Below are 14,009 nucleotides of genomic sequence, written 5' to 3' on the forward strand. Positions count from 1 at the left end.
TATGTACATAGACTAGATTGGAGAGAATTTATGAGTGATAAATTTACGGCGAAAATTTGGGTCCTTGGGGATGACATAGATACAGATATAATCTTACCTACAGAGTATTTGGCGTTTAAGACGGTGGAGGAAATGAAGCCTTACGCCTTTAGTCCACTTAGGCCTGATTTGGCTTCACAGATTCAGCCAGGAGATATGATTGTAGCTGGCAACAATTTTGGCTGCGGCTCTTCAAGAGAACAGGCTCCAGAGGTTGTAAAGGCCCTTGGGGTATCCTGTGTTGTTGCAAAATCTTATGCAAGAATCTTTTTCAGAAATGCCATTCACAATGGTCTGCTATTAATTGAAAATCAGGATTTGTATGATGAGGTTAAAGAAGGAGATATTGCTGAGGTTACACCAGGCAAGGAAATCGTTGTAAATGGTAAATCCTACGAAATAGCCTCACTTCCAGATAATCTTCTGGAAATACTCGAAGCAGGCGGCTTGGTAAAAGCTATGAGAAAGCGTAATGGATTGGATTAATGGTGGAAAAATGGGAAAGACATTAGTAGAGAAAATAATTGGAAATAAAGTAGGGCATGATGTAAAACCGGGAGACATTGTCACTGTAGATGTTGACTGGTGCATGATAGATGACATCATGGTTCCTTTTGCTGTACAGAAGTTTGAGGAGATGGGCTTTTCAAAAGTTAAAAATCCTGACAGCGTTGTTCTTATATATGATCATTTCCTTCCTGCTACTCAGGTAGATGACACTCGTCATTTCAGAGAAGGTGATGTATTTGCAAAGAAATATGGCATCAAAAATGTCCACAGAACAGATGGAATATGTCATCAGCTTATGACAGAGGCTGGATACGTAAAGCCTGGTGATATTGCTTTTGGAACAGACAGCCATACAGTTACATATGGTTGCGTTGGCGCCTTCTCAACAGGTATCGGATATACGGAGATGGCAGGCATACTTGGAACAGGTCAGCTTTGGATAAAAGTTCCTGAGACAATCAAAATAGAAATTGATGGTACGCTACCTGGAAATGTTACATCAAAGGATATCATTCTTAGAATTATTGGTGATTTGACTGCCTCTGGAGCTACATATCAGGCTATTGAATTTACTGGAAGCACAGTAGAGGCTATGAGTGTAGCCAGCCGAATGACTATGTCTAATATGGCGGTGGAAGCTGGGGCAAAATGCGGTTTGTTTGTTCCAGATGACAAGACATGTGATTACTGCAAAATACAATATGACGATAGTATCAAGGCACTGAAGCCAGATAATGATGCTAAGTATTCAAGAATACTCAGATATAGAGCAGAGGATATGGTTCCTGTTTTGGCTTGTCCATCTTTGGTGGATAACATTCATCTGGTTTCTGAGCTTAAGGGGACAAAGGTGGATCAGGTATTCCTTGGCTCATGTACAAATGGCAGATTAGAAGATCTTAGAACGGCAGCTACAATTTTAAAGGGAAAGCATGTTGCACCATTTGTGAAAATGATTGTCACTCCTGCTAGCCGCAAGATTTATAGAGAGGCCTTAGCTGATGGCACCCTTGAAATTCTTTCTGACGCTGGCGCAATTATAACTACTCCAGGTTGTGGTTTGTGCTGTGGAAGAGGTGGAGGAATTCTTTCAGATAACGAAGTGGTGGTTGCCACAAACAATAGAAATTTCCTTGGAAGAATGGGAACTAGCAAGGTTCAGATATATCTTGCCAGCCCTGCAACAGCTGCAGCTACAGCAATTGCAGGCAAGATTACAGAAGCTTAATTATTTGCTTCCATGAATTCACGGATTTTACTTTCATTAAGGTTTTCACCAATGACAATGAAGACCTGCTGACCTACGGACATTGGTGTTAGTTCAAATTCATTTTTAGTGGCGTTGAACTGATACCAAGTGCCGTCTTCATTAAAGAAGCCTTTTGCACGTAGGATTTCACCAAAAGAAGAGTCGGACATAAGAGTATCGATTCTTTCTTTTAGATATTCTTTTTTTAATGGAAGCTCAAGAAAATAAACTGTTTTATAACCACTGTCATCAGTGGTTAATTTTTTTATGTAAGATCTTGTAGCATAGCTACTATTTGAAATCATTTCAAAATCCCCATCATCAAAATCATCCCAGTTTTTATCGAGGACAAGAGAATCTACATTTATATTTAAGTTGGCCTTTTCTGCTGCAGCTTTTAAGTGGGCCTTCGTATTTGCGATATGATCTAAATCAGTAAGCTGAGTTCTACTAAGAATTATGCGGCCGGCGTTTGCTATCTGGCTGGCTAAGAAGAAATCGGAATCATCAGAAAGATTATCCTCAAGTCTTGCATCAACGATAGTTAGAACTGTACCGATTTCATACCATCTATCAAGGGGCTCATCTCTAAGAACATCAAAAAACTCATCCACATCAAAAATACCAGATGGCTCAATGATGACTCTGTCATAACCGCTCATAGCCATGGCAATAAGCTTTGTTTTGAAACGGCGTTTATGACAATCAGCGTCACATCCACCGGCTACCATTTCAAGCTCACAATTGTCTCCACGCAAATCATTTAGAAGAAGCATATCAACATTAACAGCGCCGTAATCGTTTTCTAATATTCCAATTCGTTTGCCCTGGGAAATGAAGTAATTTGCATATTTTTTAAGAAAGGTAGTTTTGCCGCTACCCAAGAATCCTGTAATTAAGTCTACTTTAATCATGTTATACCTCGTATCATAGTTATGTAACAATTTAGGTATATTATAAAGGACAACACATTGGTAGTAAATTATTGTTTAAAATTCTAAAAGCATGTGATAGTATTTATACATTGTTTAAAAAGGAGTAATTAATAATGGGAATTGTAGTACTAGGAGCAGTTTTTATTGATATTAAAGGTCACTCTACAGCAAGCTATATTCCAGCAGGTAGAAATGTTGGTACTGTAGAGGAAGTTCACGGTGGTGTTAGCCGTAATGTAGTAGAGGACATTGCAAATGTTGAGCTTCGTCCTACATTTGTTAGTCTTGTAGATGAAAGCGGTATTGGTACAGGCGTACTTGAGAAGCTTAATAATCACAAGGTCGATACAAGATTTGTTCGCCGTACTCCTGATGGAATGGGAAAGTGGCTTGCAGTTTTTGATAATCACGGAGACGTAGTTGCATCTATTTCAAAACGTCCTGATCTTTCTGTAATCAATGATATTCTTGATGAAGAAGGAGACGAAATCTTCAAAGATGCAGATAGTATTGCTCTTGAGATTGATATGGAAAAGGATTCAATCAAAAGAGTATTCAAATATGCAGAGAAATATAACCTAAAGGTATATGCAGCTGTATCAAACATGAGTATTGCTGTTGAACGTAGAGATTTCTTGAAGAATGTAGAGTGCTTTGTATGCAATCAGCAGGAAGCGGGCATCCTTTTCATGGATGATTATTCAGAGAAAACACCTGAGGAGATGGAAGAAATCCTTGCAAAGAAAATCCAGGGTGCGCAGATTAAAAAGATGATTGTAACACTTGGTGGACAGGGTGCTGTTTATGCAGATATTGATGGAAATACAGGATTTGTACCTGCTAGAAAGGTAGATGTAAAAGATACTACAGGTGCAGGAGATTCATTCTTCGCCGGTGTAACAATCGGTCTTACATATGGCAAAACAATAGAAGAGGCTTGTGAAATTGGATCTACTTTAGCAGCATCTGTTATTGTAACTTCAGATAATGTATGTCCACGATTTTTACCTAGTGAGTTCGGCTTAGAAGTATGATAGAATAGTCATGAATAATTTAGGATAATTGATTGGGCTAGAGTAATGTTAGAAAATGATAATCTAAAATACAGACAGATGTATTTTGATATGGATGGTGTTATCAAGCAAGAGACATACGTATATCACAGAGAATTAACACCAGAGGAGCAGGAGAACTACGACAATTTAGTAGCTGATTCTGACCAAATGACTATTTTTGACTTTATTACTGATTAGACCTTGGATTACCAAGGTCTTTTTTGCATTATATAAAAGGAGAATACTATGAGTTTAACTAATTCAACATTACAGGAATTCACAGAGAAGCTTGCTTCAAAGACATCCGTGCCAGGTGGAGGCGGTGCAAGCGCTATGGTTGCAAGCATTGGAATAGCTCTTGGAGATATGGTTGGCGAGTTCACTGTTGGGAAAAAGAAATATGCAGATGTGGAGCCAGAAATAAAGGATTTAATGGAAAAGGCTCAGGACATTAGAGTTAAACTCTTAAAATGCATCGATGATGATGCTATTGCCTTTGAACCACTTTCTAAGGCTTATTCTATTTCAAAGGAAGATCCTACCAGAGACGAAATAATGGAAAAGTGCTTGAAAGATGCTGCACAGGTTCCATTTCAGATTCTTCAGCTTGCTTGTGAAGCAGTGGATTTACAAAGAGAATTTGCAGATAAAGGCTCAGTGCTTATGATTAGTGATGCAGCCACAGGTGTTGCAATGCTTCAGGGAGCAATCAAAGGGGCAGCTGTCAATGTAAAGATAAACACCAAATCTATGAAGGATAGAGAGTATGCGTCAGATTTAGATTCTAAAGTGGAAGCATTAGTTGATGAGTATGTAAGCAAAGCTGATGAAATATACAAAAGCGTTATGGAAAGATTATAAACTGGAGGTATCATGGCAAAGTTATTAAAAGGTAAAGAAGTAGTTGATGCATTAAATATAAAAATGGCTAATCAGGTGGAGGCTCTCAAAGCAAATGGAGTTAATCCTACACTTGCTATCCTTAGAGTTGGAGAGAGAGCAGATGATCTTTCCTATGAAAGAGGCGCAATCAAACGCTGTCAGCAGGTTGGTGTGACAGTTAGAGTGGAGGCACTTCCGGAGGATGTTTCAGAAGAAGCCTTTTTTGAGAAGCTTACTGAGTTAAACGAGGATGACGCTGTTCATGGAATTCTTATGTTTAGACCACTTCCAAAGCATATCGATGGTGAGAAAGCTAGAAATATGCTGAAGGCTGAAAAGGATGTGGATGGATGCACTGATTTATCTCTTTCCGGTGTATTTACAAACACAAATCTTGGTTTTGCACCATGTACAGCTGAGGCGGCCATGGAAATCTTAAAGCATTATGATATTGCACTTTCTGGCAAGAAGGTTGCGGTCATTGGTCGCTCACTTGTTATTGGTAGACCAGTTGCAATGATGCTTATGCACGAAAACGCAACTGTTACAATTTGCCATACAAGAACAGTTGATATTCCTTCTATTACAAAGGATGCAGATATTGTAGTGGTAGCTTCTGGTCAGATGGAAAGCATTGGAAAGGAATATTTGAGAGAAGGCCAGACTGTAATTGATGTTGGTATTAGCTGGAATGATGAAAAAGGCAAGCTTTGTGGCGATGTTAAGTTTGACGAAGCTGAACCAATTGTAGATGCTATAACACCAGTGCCAGGTGGTGTTGGAGGTGTTACAACAAGCATACTTGTAAAGCATGTTGTTGAAGCGGCAGCAAAAAAGACTGTTTAATTTTCAAAATGTATGAATTTTTTATACAAAAACTCCGATTAATTATGTAGAATAGTTGTTATAAGGGGTTAAGGGAGACGAATTATGATTATTGAGCAGCTAAGGGCAGGACAGGAGGTCACACTAGAAGTACTTATTGGTGGCTCATCATTTGAATTGAAGACAGAGGTGGTTGGAACTAATGCTGAAACAGGAGCATTGGTTAAGCCATACGTGTATAACGGACAGGTTGTGGATTTTACAAATGGATCTCCACAGAGCATGACATTCTCACTTCATTGCATAGATCCGCACACTGGCGGTAGAGTTGTGTGGAAAAATGTAGCTGTTAACGTTATCAAATTCAGAGGTGTGGATTACTATGCCGTAGATGCCAAGGCATTTGGAAAAATTGCAGCATCTAGTGAACGTCGTGAGGATGTTAGAGTGCATGTGAAAAAGCCAGGCTCTGCTCTGATGGAAGATGGTCGACGTTTCTCCATCTCAGTTTTGGATATTAGCGACAGTGGAGTTTCCTTTATTGGTAATGCTAATAGAGTCACAATAGGTGACATTGTAGAGGTTAACTTTGCTGATAATGCTCATAATTCAGATTTTAGCTTGGCAGTAAAGGCTCGTGTAAATAGAGCTGAAGCTGAAAACAATGGCATATTGTACGCTGGCAAAATTTTAGAGAGAGATAATAAGCTTTTAGCGTATCTATGCTTTAAAGGCATGGACGAAAAGTTAGATAGATAGCGATAGGGACGAATTATATGGCAGACGATAAGTTACGACAAGAGCTACTATATATGGTTCGACTTACTTCTAAATACGATTTCAGTCGTATGGAGGTTGTTGAAGGTATACTGAGGCTAGAAAATGAAAGACAAATTCTAGGCTCTGTTTTTGGTAAGAGATTCAAAACAAGAATATTTGATATAGCAGCTGGCCAAGCCGTAGATGAGAATTGTGTTATTTGCGGACAGCATGCTGATAATAAAGTAATATGCCAGCATTGTCTTTCAACAATAGGTGAAAGCGATTATGCTAAAAATAAAATCAAGACTAAAGAAAATGATAAAAGGCTTAGAATTCCGGATTTTAAGAAGCTAATAGATAAAATAAAGTCTATTAGCAAACAAGATAAAACAAAAGAAGAAATTAAAGAAAAAGTTCATGACAGGATTAGTCTTGGAAGAGTAAAACGTTATGTACAAGGTGTTTTGGTATTTTGTTTAACCTTGATTTTATTTGTTCAGATTTGGATATTAGGATTATGGCTCTCTATTCCAGACTATAATCCAACTGAAGAAGCTAGGGTTTCTTCAAATCAAGTGGTCCCTGTGGAGTCCGCAGATGATGCTTATGCTCAGCTGCTATTGGATTTTCCTGAGGAGGAGGGATACACGGTTACATATTCCAGAGAGGATGCAGATTATGTGGGAAGGTTTTTGCTTAATCCTGGAGACTGTTGTTTGGAAATAGAAGATAATCTTACTGATGAAGAAAGATACGATTATTTCTTTAAAGAAGATGTTTATGTTTTCTATATTTCATATTTAGAGGAGAATACAGGAAAGGTGGGGATTGCCGAGGTAAACCATGCAGGTTCTATCTTGGTAGAAGGTTCGTTTAACGATGGACGACGTACAGATTCCTTCTACAAATTCAGATAGAATTATCATATTCTACATATTACATTCACAGCCTGGACATAATTCTTTGGTACTATTTCAACTGCGATTTGTAATGAATATGGTTATCTCGGAGGGTTTTATGAGACTTAGACCAGATGAAGAGGCAAGATTAAATAGTATCTTGGCGCCAATTAGAAGTGACTCGAGAGTTCTAAAAATGAAGAACTACATTCAACATGGGAGAATAACAACTTTTGATCATGTGGAAAGTGTCACTAGACTTAGTTTTTGGATTAATAAAAGACTTCATATAGGAGCAGATGATAGAGTTCTTACAATAGGTGCTTTTTTACACGACTATTATTTATATGATTGGCATGTTACTGATGATGGACATGGACTTCACGGTTTTTCTCATTCAAACACTGCAAAAGAAAATGCCATTAACGACTTTGGGATAGGAAAAAGGACTCAAGATGTTATAGAAAGCCATATGTGGCCACTTAATATCACCAAGGTTCCCAAAAGTAGAGCAGCATGGATTGTATGTATTGCTGATAAATGTGTATCAACTCGAGAAACACTGCTTTGCAGATAAAAATTAAATCAAGAATATATTATATTAGGGCCATTGTATTTGCTTGCAATGGCCCTATATTAATGCTATAACTGTATTAAGGGAAATAGAACAGTTAATGTTCATCGAAAGGACGAATGATATGAAAAAAAAGGTTATAGCTATTGTGCTTGCAGCGATAATTGCGGCTGCAGGAATTTTCGTGTGGAAATCAGGAATTATATCAGGAGGTGCAACTGGTTCTGATGATTCAGCGGAGGTATACGTTATGTCTTTGTCTGATATCATGGGAACTAACAGTGGATATTCTACTAATGTCTTTATGGGCGTTGTGGAAGGTCAGGAGTCTACAGGTATTACAAAAAGTTCTGACAGAGAGTTAGATCAGCTTTTTGTATCTGAGGGCGACACTGTTACAGTTGGAACACCTCTTTTTTCGTATAAAACTGATTCTCTGGTATCAGAGAATACTCAGTATGGCTTTGAAATTGAAGGCTACAACCTTAGTATTGCTGATTACAACAACGATATTACCAAGACTCAGGCAGAGCTTGATAAAATCAAGGGCAACACAGATGAGGATAAAACTAAAAAGGAAGAGCTTACCAATCAGATTAATTCATTAAATACAGATATTGCCATTGCTCAGAATAATATTGAGATGGTAAATGCAAAGATTGAAGCTAACAACAATAAAATAGCAAATTCTACTGTAACTTCTACAGTTGATGGCACAATCACAAAGATTGCAGATGATACAAACCCATACACAACAGACGGTTCTTTTATCACAATTCTTGCATCTAAGGAGATGAGAGTTAAGGGACAAATCAACGAGCAAAACGTATGGGCAATCAATGTGGATGAGCCTGTAACACTTCGTTCTCGTGTGGACAGCAGTCAGACATGGAAAGGAACAATTACCAAGATTGATACTGAATCAAAGCAGGAAAACAATGATTCGTCATATTATGGTGGTGGTTCTTCTGATTCTAGTTCCACAAAATATCCTTTTTACATCACACTTGAGGATAGTGAAGGCCTAATGATGGGACAGCATCTATACATCGAACTTGGACAGACAGATGCACCAGAGATGGACTTTACAGATGGCACATATTTATATGATTACTACATTGCCTATGATGAAGAGGGCAATCCATTTGTATGGGCAGACAACAAGGGACGTTTAACAAAGGTTCCTATCGAGCTTGGAGATTATTATGAGGAGCAGATGGTATATTCTGTTTCTGGTATTGATAATGACACATTAATCGCTTTCCCAATGGAGGATTACTCTGAGGGAATGAAGACTGTTAGCGAATACGAGGGAGAATAAGAATGATTGTAAAACTTGAAAACATTTACAAGGTTTACGGTGAATCTGGCACAGAAACCTCGGTTCCTGCTTTGAACGATGTGTCACTTACTGTAAACGAAGGTGAATACGTGGCAATCATGGGGCCATCAGGTTCTGGAAAGAGTACTTTGATGAATGTTATTGGTTGCCTGGATAAACCTACATCTGGTGTCTATTATTTTGAAGATAAGGATGTTCTAAAGCTTAAAGATAGGCAGATGTCTGATTTAAGACTTCACTCTATTGGGTTCGTTTTCCAAAGCTTTTATCTTATGAATGAGGAGAATGCAATTGAAAATGTAGCCCTTCCTCTTTCATATGCAGGAGTTCCTAAAAAAGAAAGAGAAAGAAGAGCGATTGAAGCTCTTACAAGGGTTGGCCTTGCGGATAGAGTAAAATTCCGTCCTGATCAGCTTTCTGGAGGTCAAAAGCAAAGAGTTGCCATAGCTAGAGCCATTGTTAATAATCCAAAGGTTCTTTTGGCGGATGAGCCTACAGGTGCCCTTGATCAAAAGTCTGGCGCCGCTATCATGGATCTTTTCGAAAAGCTGAATGAAGAAGGCACAACCATTATAATGATTACTCACGACGCCAATATTGCCAGCCATGCGAAAAAGACATACAGAATTGTCGACGGCAAGCTTTACCATGGATTAGAGGAGGATAAGGAATGAAAAAGATAATTAAACCTATCCTCATAATAGTTATTATTTTGGCCTTGGCTGGTGGCGGTTTGTATGGAGGATACAGATACAGCCAAAGCAAAAAGACTGCTGAGGTTGTTGCCGTAAGCATGTATGCCATGGATGGATACTGGGGTGATTCAATAACTAGTTACGGAGATGTAACCTCAGATAAGTCTCAGACCACTTACCTTTCATCAGGAACAGAGATATTAGCTGTTAATGTTCAGCCAGGCGACCATGTTAACGAAGGCGATGTGCTGATGACAGTCAAGAAAGAAACACAGGACATTAAAGGCAAAGAGCTTGAAGTAGAAAAAGCCAGACAAGCTTATGTTGCTGATACAGTTACTCTTGAAAGACTGCAGAATACAACACCTATTCCTGAATACATTTCAAGCTCACCAGATACCAGAACAAGGGAGCTTCTTGTTAGTAAAGAGTATAGATTAAAGCTGGGCTCTACCTTCGGTGAATACAAGGAAGACCATCTTGTTTACGAGGAATATTTTGATCAGTCTGGAAATCTTACATCTACTCTCTATTATGATGAAAAGGGTAATTCCCTGGATGAAACTGATGATACAGACAAGATTAATGCTATCGTAAATGCGGACCATTCTCTTTTCGAATGTTACGATAATTATGAAACAACAGAAGTTACTGTAGGTACCTTTTACTACAATGCAGAAACAGGAGAGATGATTGGTCACGAAGGTGTTGATGGAGAGGGAAATGTTGTAGAACGATACAATGCTCCAGAAGGTTATACACCTACTCAGCTTAAAGATAAAATAGAAGAGGTTTCCAACACCCTCAAGAAACATGATCTTGATCTTAGAAAGAAGGAAAATGAGCTTGAGGTTATGAAGAACACCAATGACAATGGTGAGATTCTGGCAAAGGTTTCAGGTACAGTTTCTAAGGTTCAGAACAAGGACAATTACAATAACACTCAACCATTCATGATAGTTACCGCTACTGATGAGTACTATATCTCAGGCAGCATCGGAGAGTTCTATCTTGATAGTGTAAATGTTGGAGATACAGTTACTATTTCTTCCTGGGATACTGGACTTACAGCAGATGCTGTTATTACTTATATCAGTGATACTCCAAATACAGATAACAACAATTTCTATTCTGGAGATGGAAACACAAACAGCAGTAATTATGAATTTAAGGCTAGTTTCGATAGAAGCAGCGGTATTGAAATTGGATCCGCAGTAGATATTACAATTACCCCGGCTGGACAGGAAGATACCGGACTTTATATTTCTACATATTTTGTTCGCAAGGATGCCAGCGGCAATTATGTTATGAAAATGGGCTCTGACAATAAGCTTGAAAAGGTTTATGTAAAGGTTGGAAAAAGCCTTTGGGGTTCAATGATTGAGATTAAAAGCGGTGTCACTATGGATGATTACCTTGCATTCCCATATGGAAATGGAGCAGTGGAAGGTATGAATTGCAAAATAGTGGATTCTTTTGCGTATTAAGGGAGGACTTATGTTAGAAAATTTACGATTGGCCTTTAGAGGCATATGGACACATAAGCTTAGATCCTTTTTGACAATGCTGGGTATCATTATTGGTATTGCGGCTATTATCGCCATAGTATCTACTATCGAAGGAACCAACCAACAGATTAAAGAAAATCTTATTGGCTCTGGCTCCAACACTGTTGATATTCAGCTTTATCAAAATGATTGGCCACTTGATTTAAGCTATAGCGAGGCACCATTTGGAGTTCCTCAGGTAAGCGATGATGTTTTATCTGAAATCAGAGACTTGGATGAGGTCAAATCTGCAAGTAAATATGCCAACAGACAGATTTATGATGGAGTTTATTACTTGAACAATTCCATGAATGGTGGATATGTAAAAGGCGTTGAAACAGACTATTTTTCAACAGCCAATCTTACAGTTAAAGAAGGTAGACTTTTCACAGTAGATGAGTTAAAAGATTATAAAAAGGTTTGTGTAATTGATGATGGTGTTGTGGAAGATCTTCTTCACAATGATGAGCCTATTGGAAAAATCCTTGAGATTCAGGGAGATTCATATGTGGTAATCGGAGTTGTTGCATCACGTTCAAACTTTGAGCCTACAATCAACTCAATCTCTGACTATGAAACATATATGCAGGATGAATCTGGAACAGTTTATATCCCCCTTTCAACCTGGCCTATAAGCTACAAATATGACGAGCCAGAAAATGTTTTAGTTAGAGCTAATTCTACTGATGATATGACAGCTGCAGGAAAGAAGACTGCAGATATTATGAATTCATACATCAATCCAACTGATGACACTATCAAGTATCAATCAAAGGATTTACTTGAGCAGGCACAGCAACTTCAGCAGCTTTCATCATCAACAAATTCAATGCTTATTTGGATTGCAGCAATTTCTCTTTTAGTTGGTGGTATCGGTGTAATGAACATTATGCTAGTATCAGTTACAGAACGTACTGCAGAGATTGGTCTAAAGAAGGCCATTGGAGCAAGAAAAGGAAAAATCATGGGACAGTTCCTTACAGAAGCTGCCGTACTTACTTCTATGGGCGGTGTTCTGGGAGTTGCCAGTGGTATTGGACTTGCTCAAATCATTTCAATTATGAGTGGCACTCCTGTTGCAATATCATGGCCAGCTGCTTTTATAGCAGTAGTATTTTCAATGGTAATCGGTATTGTATTTGGTATTTTACCAAGTCATCAGGCTGCAAATCTCAATCCTATAGATGCATTGAGAACTAACTAATTTGACCCGGAGGTTATATGAGTAAATTTATTTCATGGAATGTAAACGGCCTTAGAGCAGTGGTAGGAAAAGGCTTTTGGGAATACTTTGATGAGGTGGATGCAGATATCTTTTGCCTTCAGGAAATCAAGCTTTCTGAGGGGCAGTTTGATTCTGAAAAAGAAGGATATCATGTCTACTGGAATTATGCAGAAAAGAAAGGCTATTCTGGTACAGCCATTTTTACTAAGAAAGAGCCTATTTCTGTAAGCTACGGTATTGGAATAGAAGAGCATGACCACGAAGGAAGAGTTATTACTCTCGAGTTCGAGGACTATTACTTCATTACATGCTACACACCTAATTCTCAGAATGAGCTTAAGCGTCTGGATTACAGAATGACATGGGAAGATGATTTCAGAGCTTACATGTGCGAGCTTAACAAGAAAAAGGGCGTAATCCTTTGTGGCGATTTGAATGTTGCCCATGAGGAAATTGATATCAAGAATCCTAAGACAAATCGTCGTAATGCAGGCTTCACTGACGAGGAGCGTGGCAAGATGACAGAGCTTTTGGATGCTGGATTTGTAGACAGTTTCAGACACTTTTATCCAGACCAGGCCGAAATCTATTCATGGTGGTCATATCGATTCCATGCAAGAGAGAAGAATGCAGGTTGGCGCATAGACTATTTCATAGTTTCAGAGGATATGAAGGACAGAATGAAGGATGCCAAGATACATACAGAAGTTATGGGCTCAGATCATTGTCCAATAGAATTAGATTTTGAATAGGCATTAGGCAGGCAATATGCTATCATAGAGTATATCAGTGGGAGGTGCTTATTATGGCAGATAAAAAAGAAGGTACATTTGTAGTACATGTTAATAAATGCGAAAACGACACATGGCAGGGCCAGGTCACATGGGCTGACCGGGACGAAAAGCTTAGCTTCCGCAGTGCCATGGAATTAATGTCAATCATTGATGCTGCTTTAAATGCAGACGAAGAATAAAAATATCGGCTAGCCATCTGGCTAGCCGTTTTTATTACTTATTTGCCTTTGCAAGGAACTTTTCGTTATTGATGATAAATCTCTCATGAGTACCCATACCCACAACACCGCTTTCATCTGAACAAACAACCTCAAAAGAAAGCTTACGGCCATCAATTTCAATAAGAGTAGCCTCGCAAATAATGGTTTTTCCAATAGCAGATGGTGCCATATGACTAACATCTACCTTTGTGCCTACAGTACCCAAGCCTTCCTCAAGCTCTGGCTGAACCATTTTCCAGCAAGTCTCTTCCATAAGAGCAATCATTGCAGGCGTTGCAAACACCTCAAGAGCCCCACTAGTAAAAGCCTTCGCCGTATTATCAATTGTAACAACCGTCTCAGCGGTATTCTTCATCCCAATTTCCAACATAGTATAAGTCCTTTCCCAACAAATATAATTTCGCAACCTCCACTATAATACCACACATCACGCCCCGCAAGCCTACTATTTACAC

The 14,009-nt window shown here is 38.7% G+C and carries 17 protein-coding genes; 15 read left to right on the plus strand and 2 right to left on the minus strand.

All coding sequences use genetic code 11. The features are described 5' to 3' along the window. Positions 1–30: 30 nt before the first annotated feature. Positions 31–525, plus strand: a complete 495-nt coding sequence (locus T375_RS09090) for a LeuD/DmdB family oxidoreductase small subunit (RefSeq protein WP_044937633.1) — start codon at positions 31–33, stop codon at positions 523–525. Positions 526–535: 10 nt separating this feature from the next. Next, positions 536–1,777 carry an aconitase/3-isopropylmalate dehydratase large subunit family protein gene (locus T375_RS09095; protein ID WP_044937927.1) on the plus strand — a complete coding sequence of 414 codons (1,242 nt, stop codon included), beginning with the start codon at positions 536–538 and terminating at the stop codon, positions 1,775–1,777. Here T375_RS09095 and T375_RS09100 read toward each other — a convergent pair. Next, positions 1,774–2,712, minus strand: a complete 939-nt coding sequence (locus tag T375_RS09100) for a CobW family GTP-binding protein (protein ID WP_044937634.1) — start codon at positions 2,710–2,712, stop codon at positions 1,774–1,776. The genes T375_RS09095 and T375_RS09100 overlap by 4 nt on opposite strands. Before the next feature lie 134 nt (positions 2,713–2,846). Here T375_RS09100 and T375_RS09105 point away from each other — a divergent pair, with 134 nt between their 5' ends. The 13 genes from T375_RS09105 (at position 2,847) to T375_RS13725 (ending at position 13,512) form a co-directional block, all read left to right on the plus strand. Beyond that, on the plus strand, positions 2,847–3,767 hold the full coding sequence (locus T375_RS09105; RefSeq protein ID WP_044937636.1) for a carbohydrate kinase family protein: 921 nt from the start codon (positions 2,847–2,849) through the stop codon (positions 3,765–3,767). 45 nt (positions 3,768–3,812) lie between these two features. After that, the gene (locus T375_RS13600) at positions 3,813–3,986 is read left to right on the plus strand and encodes a hypothetical protein (protein ID WP_155952487.1); all 174 of its coding nucleotides are present in this window, start codon (positions 3,813–3,815) and stop codon (positions 3,984–3,986) included. Between the two features lie 48 nt (positions 3,987–4,034). Continuing rightward, complete coding sequence (locus T375_RS09110; protein ID WP_044937637.1) at positions 4,035–4,649, plus strand: cyclodeaminase/cyclohydrolase family protein; 615 nt, start codon at positions 4,035–4,037, stop codon at positions 4,647–4,649. 12 nt (positions 4,650–4,661) lie between these two features. Then, the gene (locus tag T375_RS09115) at positions 4,662–5,516 is read left to right on the plus strand and encodes a bifunctional 5,10-methylenetetrahydrofolate dehydrogenase/5,10-methenyltetrahydrofolate cyclohydrolase (protein ID WP_044937640.1); all 855 of its coding nucleotides are present in this window, start codon (positions 4,662–4,664) and stop codon (positions 5,514–5,516) included. 84 nt (positions 5,517–5,600) lie between these two features. Continuing rightward, the gene (locus tag T375_RS09120) at positions 5,601–6,254 is read left to right on the plus strand and encodes a PilZ domain-containing protein (protein ID WP_044937641.1); all 654 of its coding nucleotides are present in this window, start codon (positions 5,601–5,603) and stop codon (positions 6,252–6,254) included. 17 nt (positions 6,255–6,271) lie between these two features. After that, the gene (locus T375_RS09125) at positions 6,272–7,174 is read left to right on the plus strand and encodes a hypothetical protein (RefSeq protein ID WP_155952489.1); all 903 of its coding nucleotides are present in this window, start codon (positions 6,272–6,274) and stop codon (positions 7,172–7,174) included. A 100-nt stretch (positions 7,175–7,274) separates the two neighbouring features. Further along, entirely contained in the window at positions 7,275–7,733 is a 459-nt protein-coding gene (locus T375_RS09130) for an HD domain-containing protein (RefSeq protein WP_049960377.1), read from the plus strand. Positions 7,734–7,854: 121 nt separating this feature from the next. After that, positions 7,855–9,051 carry an efflux RND transporter periplasmic adaptor subunit gene (locus T375_RS09135; protein WP_044937644.1) on the plus strand — a complete coding sequence of 399 codons (1,197 nt, stop codon included), beginning with the start codon at positions 7,855–7,857 and terminating at the stop codon, positions 9,049–9,051. A gap of 2 nt (positions 9,052–9,053) precedes the next feature. Next, positions 9,054–9,746 (plus strand): ABC transporter ATP-binding protein, encoded by a 693-nt coding sequence (locus tag T375_RS09140; protein ID WP_033154381.1) that lies wholly within the window; start codon positions 9,054–9,056, stop codon positions 9,744–9,746. Next, positions 9,743–11,254 (plus strand): HlyD family efflux transporter periplasmic adaptor subunit, encoded by a 1,512-nt coding sequence (locus tag T375_RS09145; RefSeq protein ID WP_044937646.1) that lies wholly within the window; start codon positions 9,743–9,745, stop codon positions 11,252–11,254. The genes T375_RS09140 and T375_RS09145 overlap by 4 nt, the downstream gene beginning before the upstream one ends. 10 nt (positions 11,255–11,264) lie before the next feature. Next, positions 11,265–12,518, plus strand: coding sequence for an ABC transporter permease (locus tag T375_RS09150; protein ID WP_044937649.1), 1,254 nt, complete (start codon positions 11,265–11,267; stop codon positions 12,516–12,518). Positions 12,519–12,535: 17 nt separating this feature from the next. Continuing rightward, a complete protein-coding gene (locus T375_RS09155; protein WP_044937651.1) occupies positions 12,536–13,291 on the plus strand; it encodes an exodeoxyribonuclease III in 756 nt (251 codons plus the stop codon). 53 nt (positions 13,292–13,344) lie between these two features. Next, on the plus strand, positions 13,345–13,512 hold the full coding sequence (locus T375_RS13725) for a hypothetical protein (protein WP_167541227.1): 168 nt from the start codon (positions 13,345–13,347) through the stop codon (positions 13,510–13,512). A 34-nt stretch (positions 13,513–13,546) separates the two neighbouring features. Here the strand turns inward: T375_RS13725 and T375_RS09160 are convergent, their stop codons facing one another. Next, the gene (locus T375_RS09160; protein ID WP_033154376.1) at positions 13,547–13,924 is read right to left on the minus strand and encodes a thioesterase family protein; all 378 of its coding nucleotides are present in this window, start codon (positions 13,922–13,924) and stop codon (positions 13,547–13,549) included. Positions 13,925–14,009: the final 85 nt, after the last annotated feature.

It is taken from the genome of Pseudobutyrivibrio sp. LB2011, from assembly GCF_000701765.1.
GTDB classification, from domain to species: Bacteria; Bacillota; Clostridia; order Lachnospirales; family Lachnospiraceae; genus Pseudobutyrivibrio; species Pseudobutyrivibrio ruminis.

Bases quoted from the DNA above. Each gene is read 5' to 3' on its own strand.
- T375_RS09090 (WP_044937633.1), top strand. From the start codon at position 31: ATGAGTGATAAATTTACGGCGAAAATTTGGGTCCTTGGGGATGACATA.
- T375_RS09095 (WP_044937927.1), top strand. From the start codon at position 536: ATGGGAAAGACATTAGTAGAGAAAATAATTGGAAATAAAGTAGGGCAT.
- T375_RS09100 (WP_044937634.1), bottom strand. From the start codon at position 2,712: ATGATTAAAGTAGACTTAATTACAGGATTCTTGGGTAGCGGCAAAACT.
- T375_RS09105 (WP_044937636.1), top strand. From the start codon at position 2,847: ATGGGAATTGTAGTACTAGGAGCAGTTTTTATTGATATTAAAGGTCAC.
- T375_RS13600 (WP_155952487.1), top strand. From the start codon at position 3,813: ATGTTAGAAAATGATAATCTAAAATACAGACAGATGTATTTTGATATG.
- T375_RS09110 (WP_044937637.1), top strand. From the start codon at position 4,035: ATGAGTTTAACTAATTCAACATTACAGGAATTCACAGAGAAGCTTGCT.
- T375_RS09115 (WP_044937640.1), top strand. From the start codon at position 4,662: ATGGCAAAGTTATTAAAAGGTAAAGAAGTAGTTGATGCATTAAATATA.
- T375_RS09120 (WP_044937641.1), top strand. From the start codon at position 5,601: ATGATTATTGAGCAGCTAAGGGCAGGACAGGAGGTCACACTAGAAGTA.
- T375_RS09125 (WP_155952489.1), top strand. From the start codon at position 6,272: ATGGCAGACGATAAGTTACGACAAGAGCTACTATATATGGTTCGACTT.
- T375_RS09130 (WP_049960377.1), top strand. From the start codon at position 7,275: ATGAGACTTAGACCAGATGAAGAGGCAAGATTAAATAGTATCTTGGCG.
- T375_RS09135 (WP_044937644.1), top strand. From the start codon at position 7,855: ATGAAAAAAAAGGTTATAGCTATTGTGCTTGCAGCGATAATTGCGGCT.
- T375_RS09140 (WP_033154381.1), top strand. From the start codon at position 9,054: ATGATTGTAAAACTTGAAAACATTTACAAGGTTTACGGTGAATCTGGC.
- T375_RS09145 (WP_044937646.1), top strand. From the start codon at position 9,743: ATGAAAAAGATAATTAAACCTATCCTCATAATAGTTATTATTTTGGCC.
- T375_RS09150 (WP_044937649.1), top strand. From the start codon at position 11,265: ATGTTAGAAAATTTACGATTGGCCTTTAGAGGCATATGGACACATAAG.
- T375_RS09155 (WP_044937651.1), top strand. From the start codon at position 12,536: ATGAGTAAATTTATTTCATGGAATGTAAACGGCCTTAGAGCAGTGGTA.
- T375_RS13725 (WP_167541227.1), top strand. From the start codon at position 13,345: ATGGCAGATAAAAAAGAAGGTACATTTGTAGTACATGTTAATAAATGC.
- T375_RS09160 (WP_033154376.1), bottom strand. From the start codon at position 13,924: ATGTTGGAAATTGGGATGAAGAATACCGCTGAGACGGTTGTTACAATT.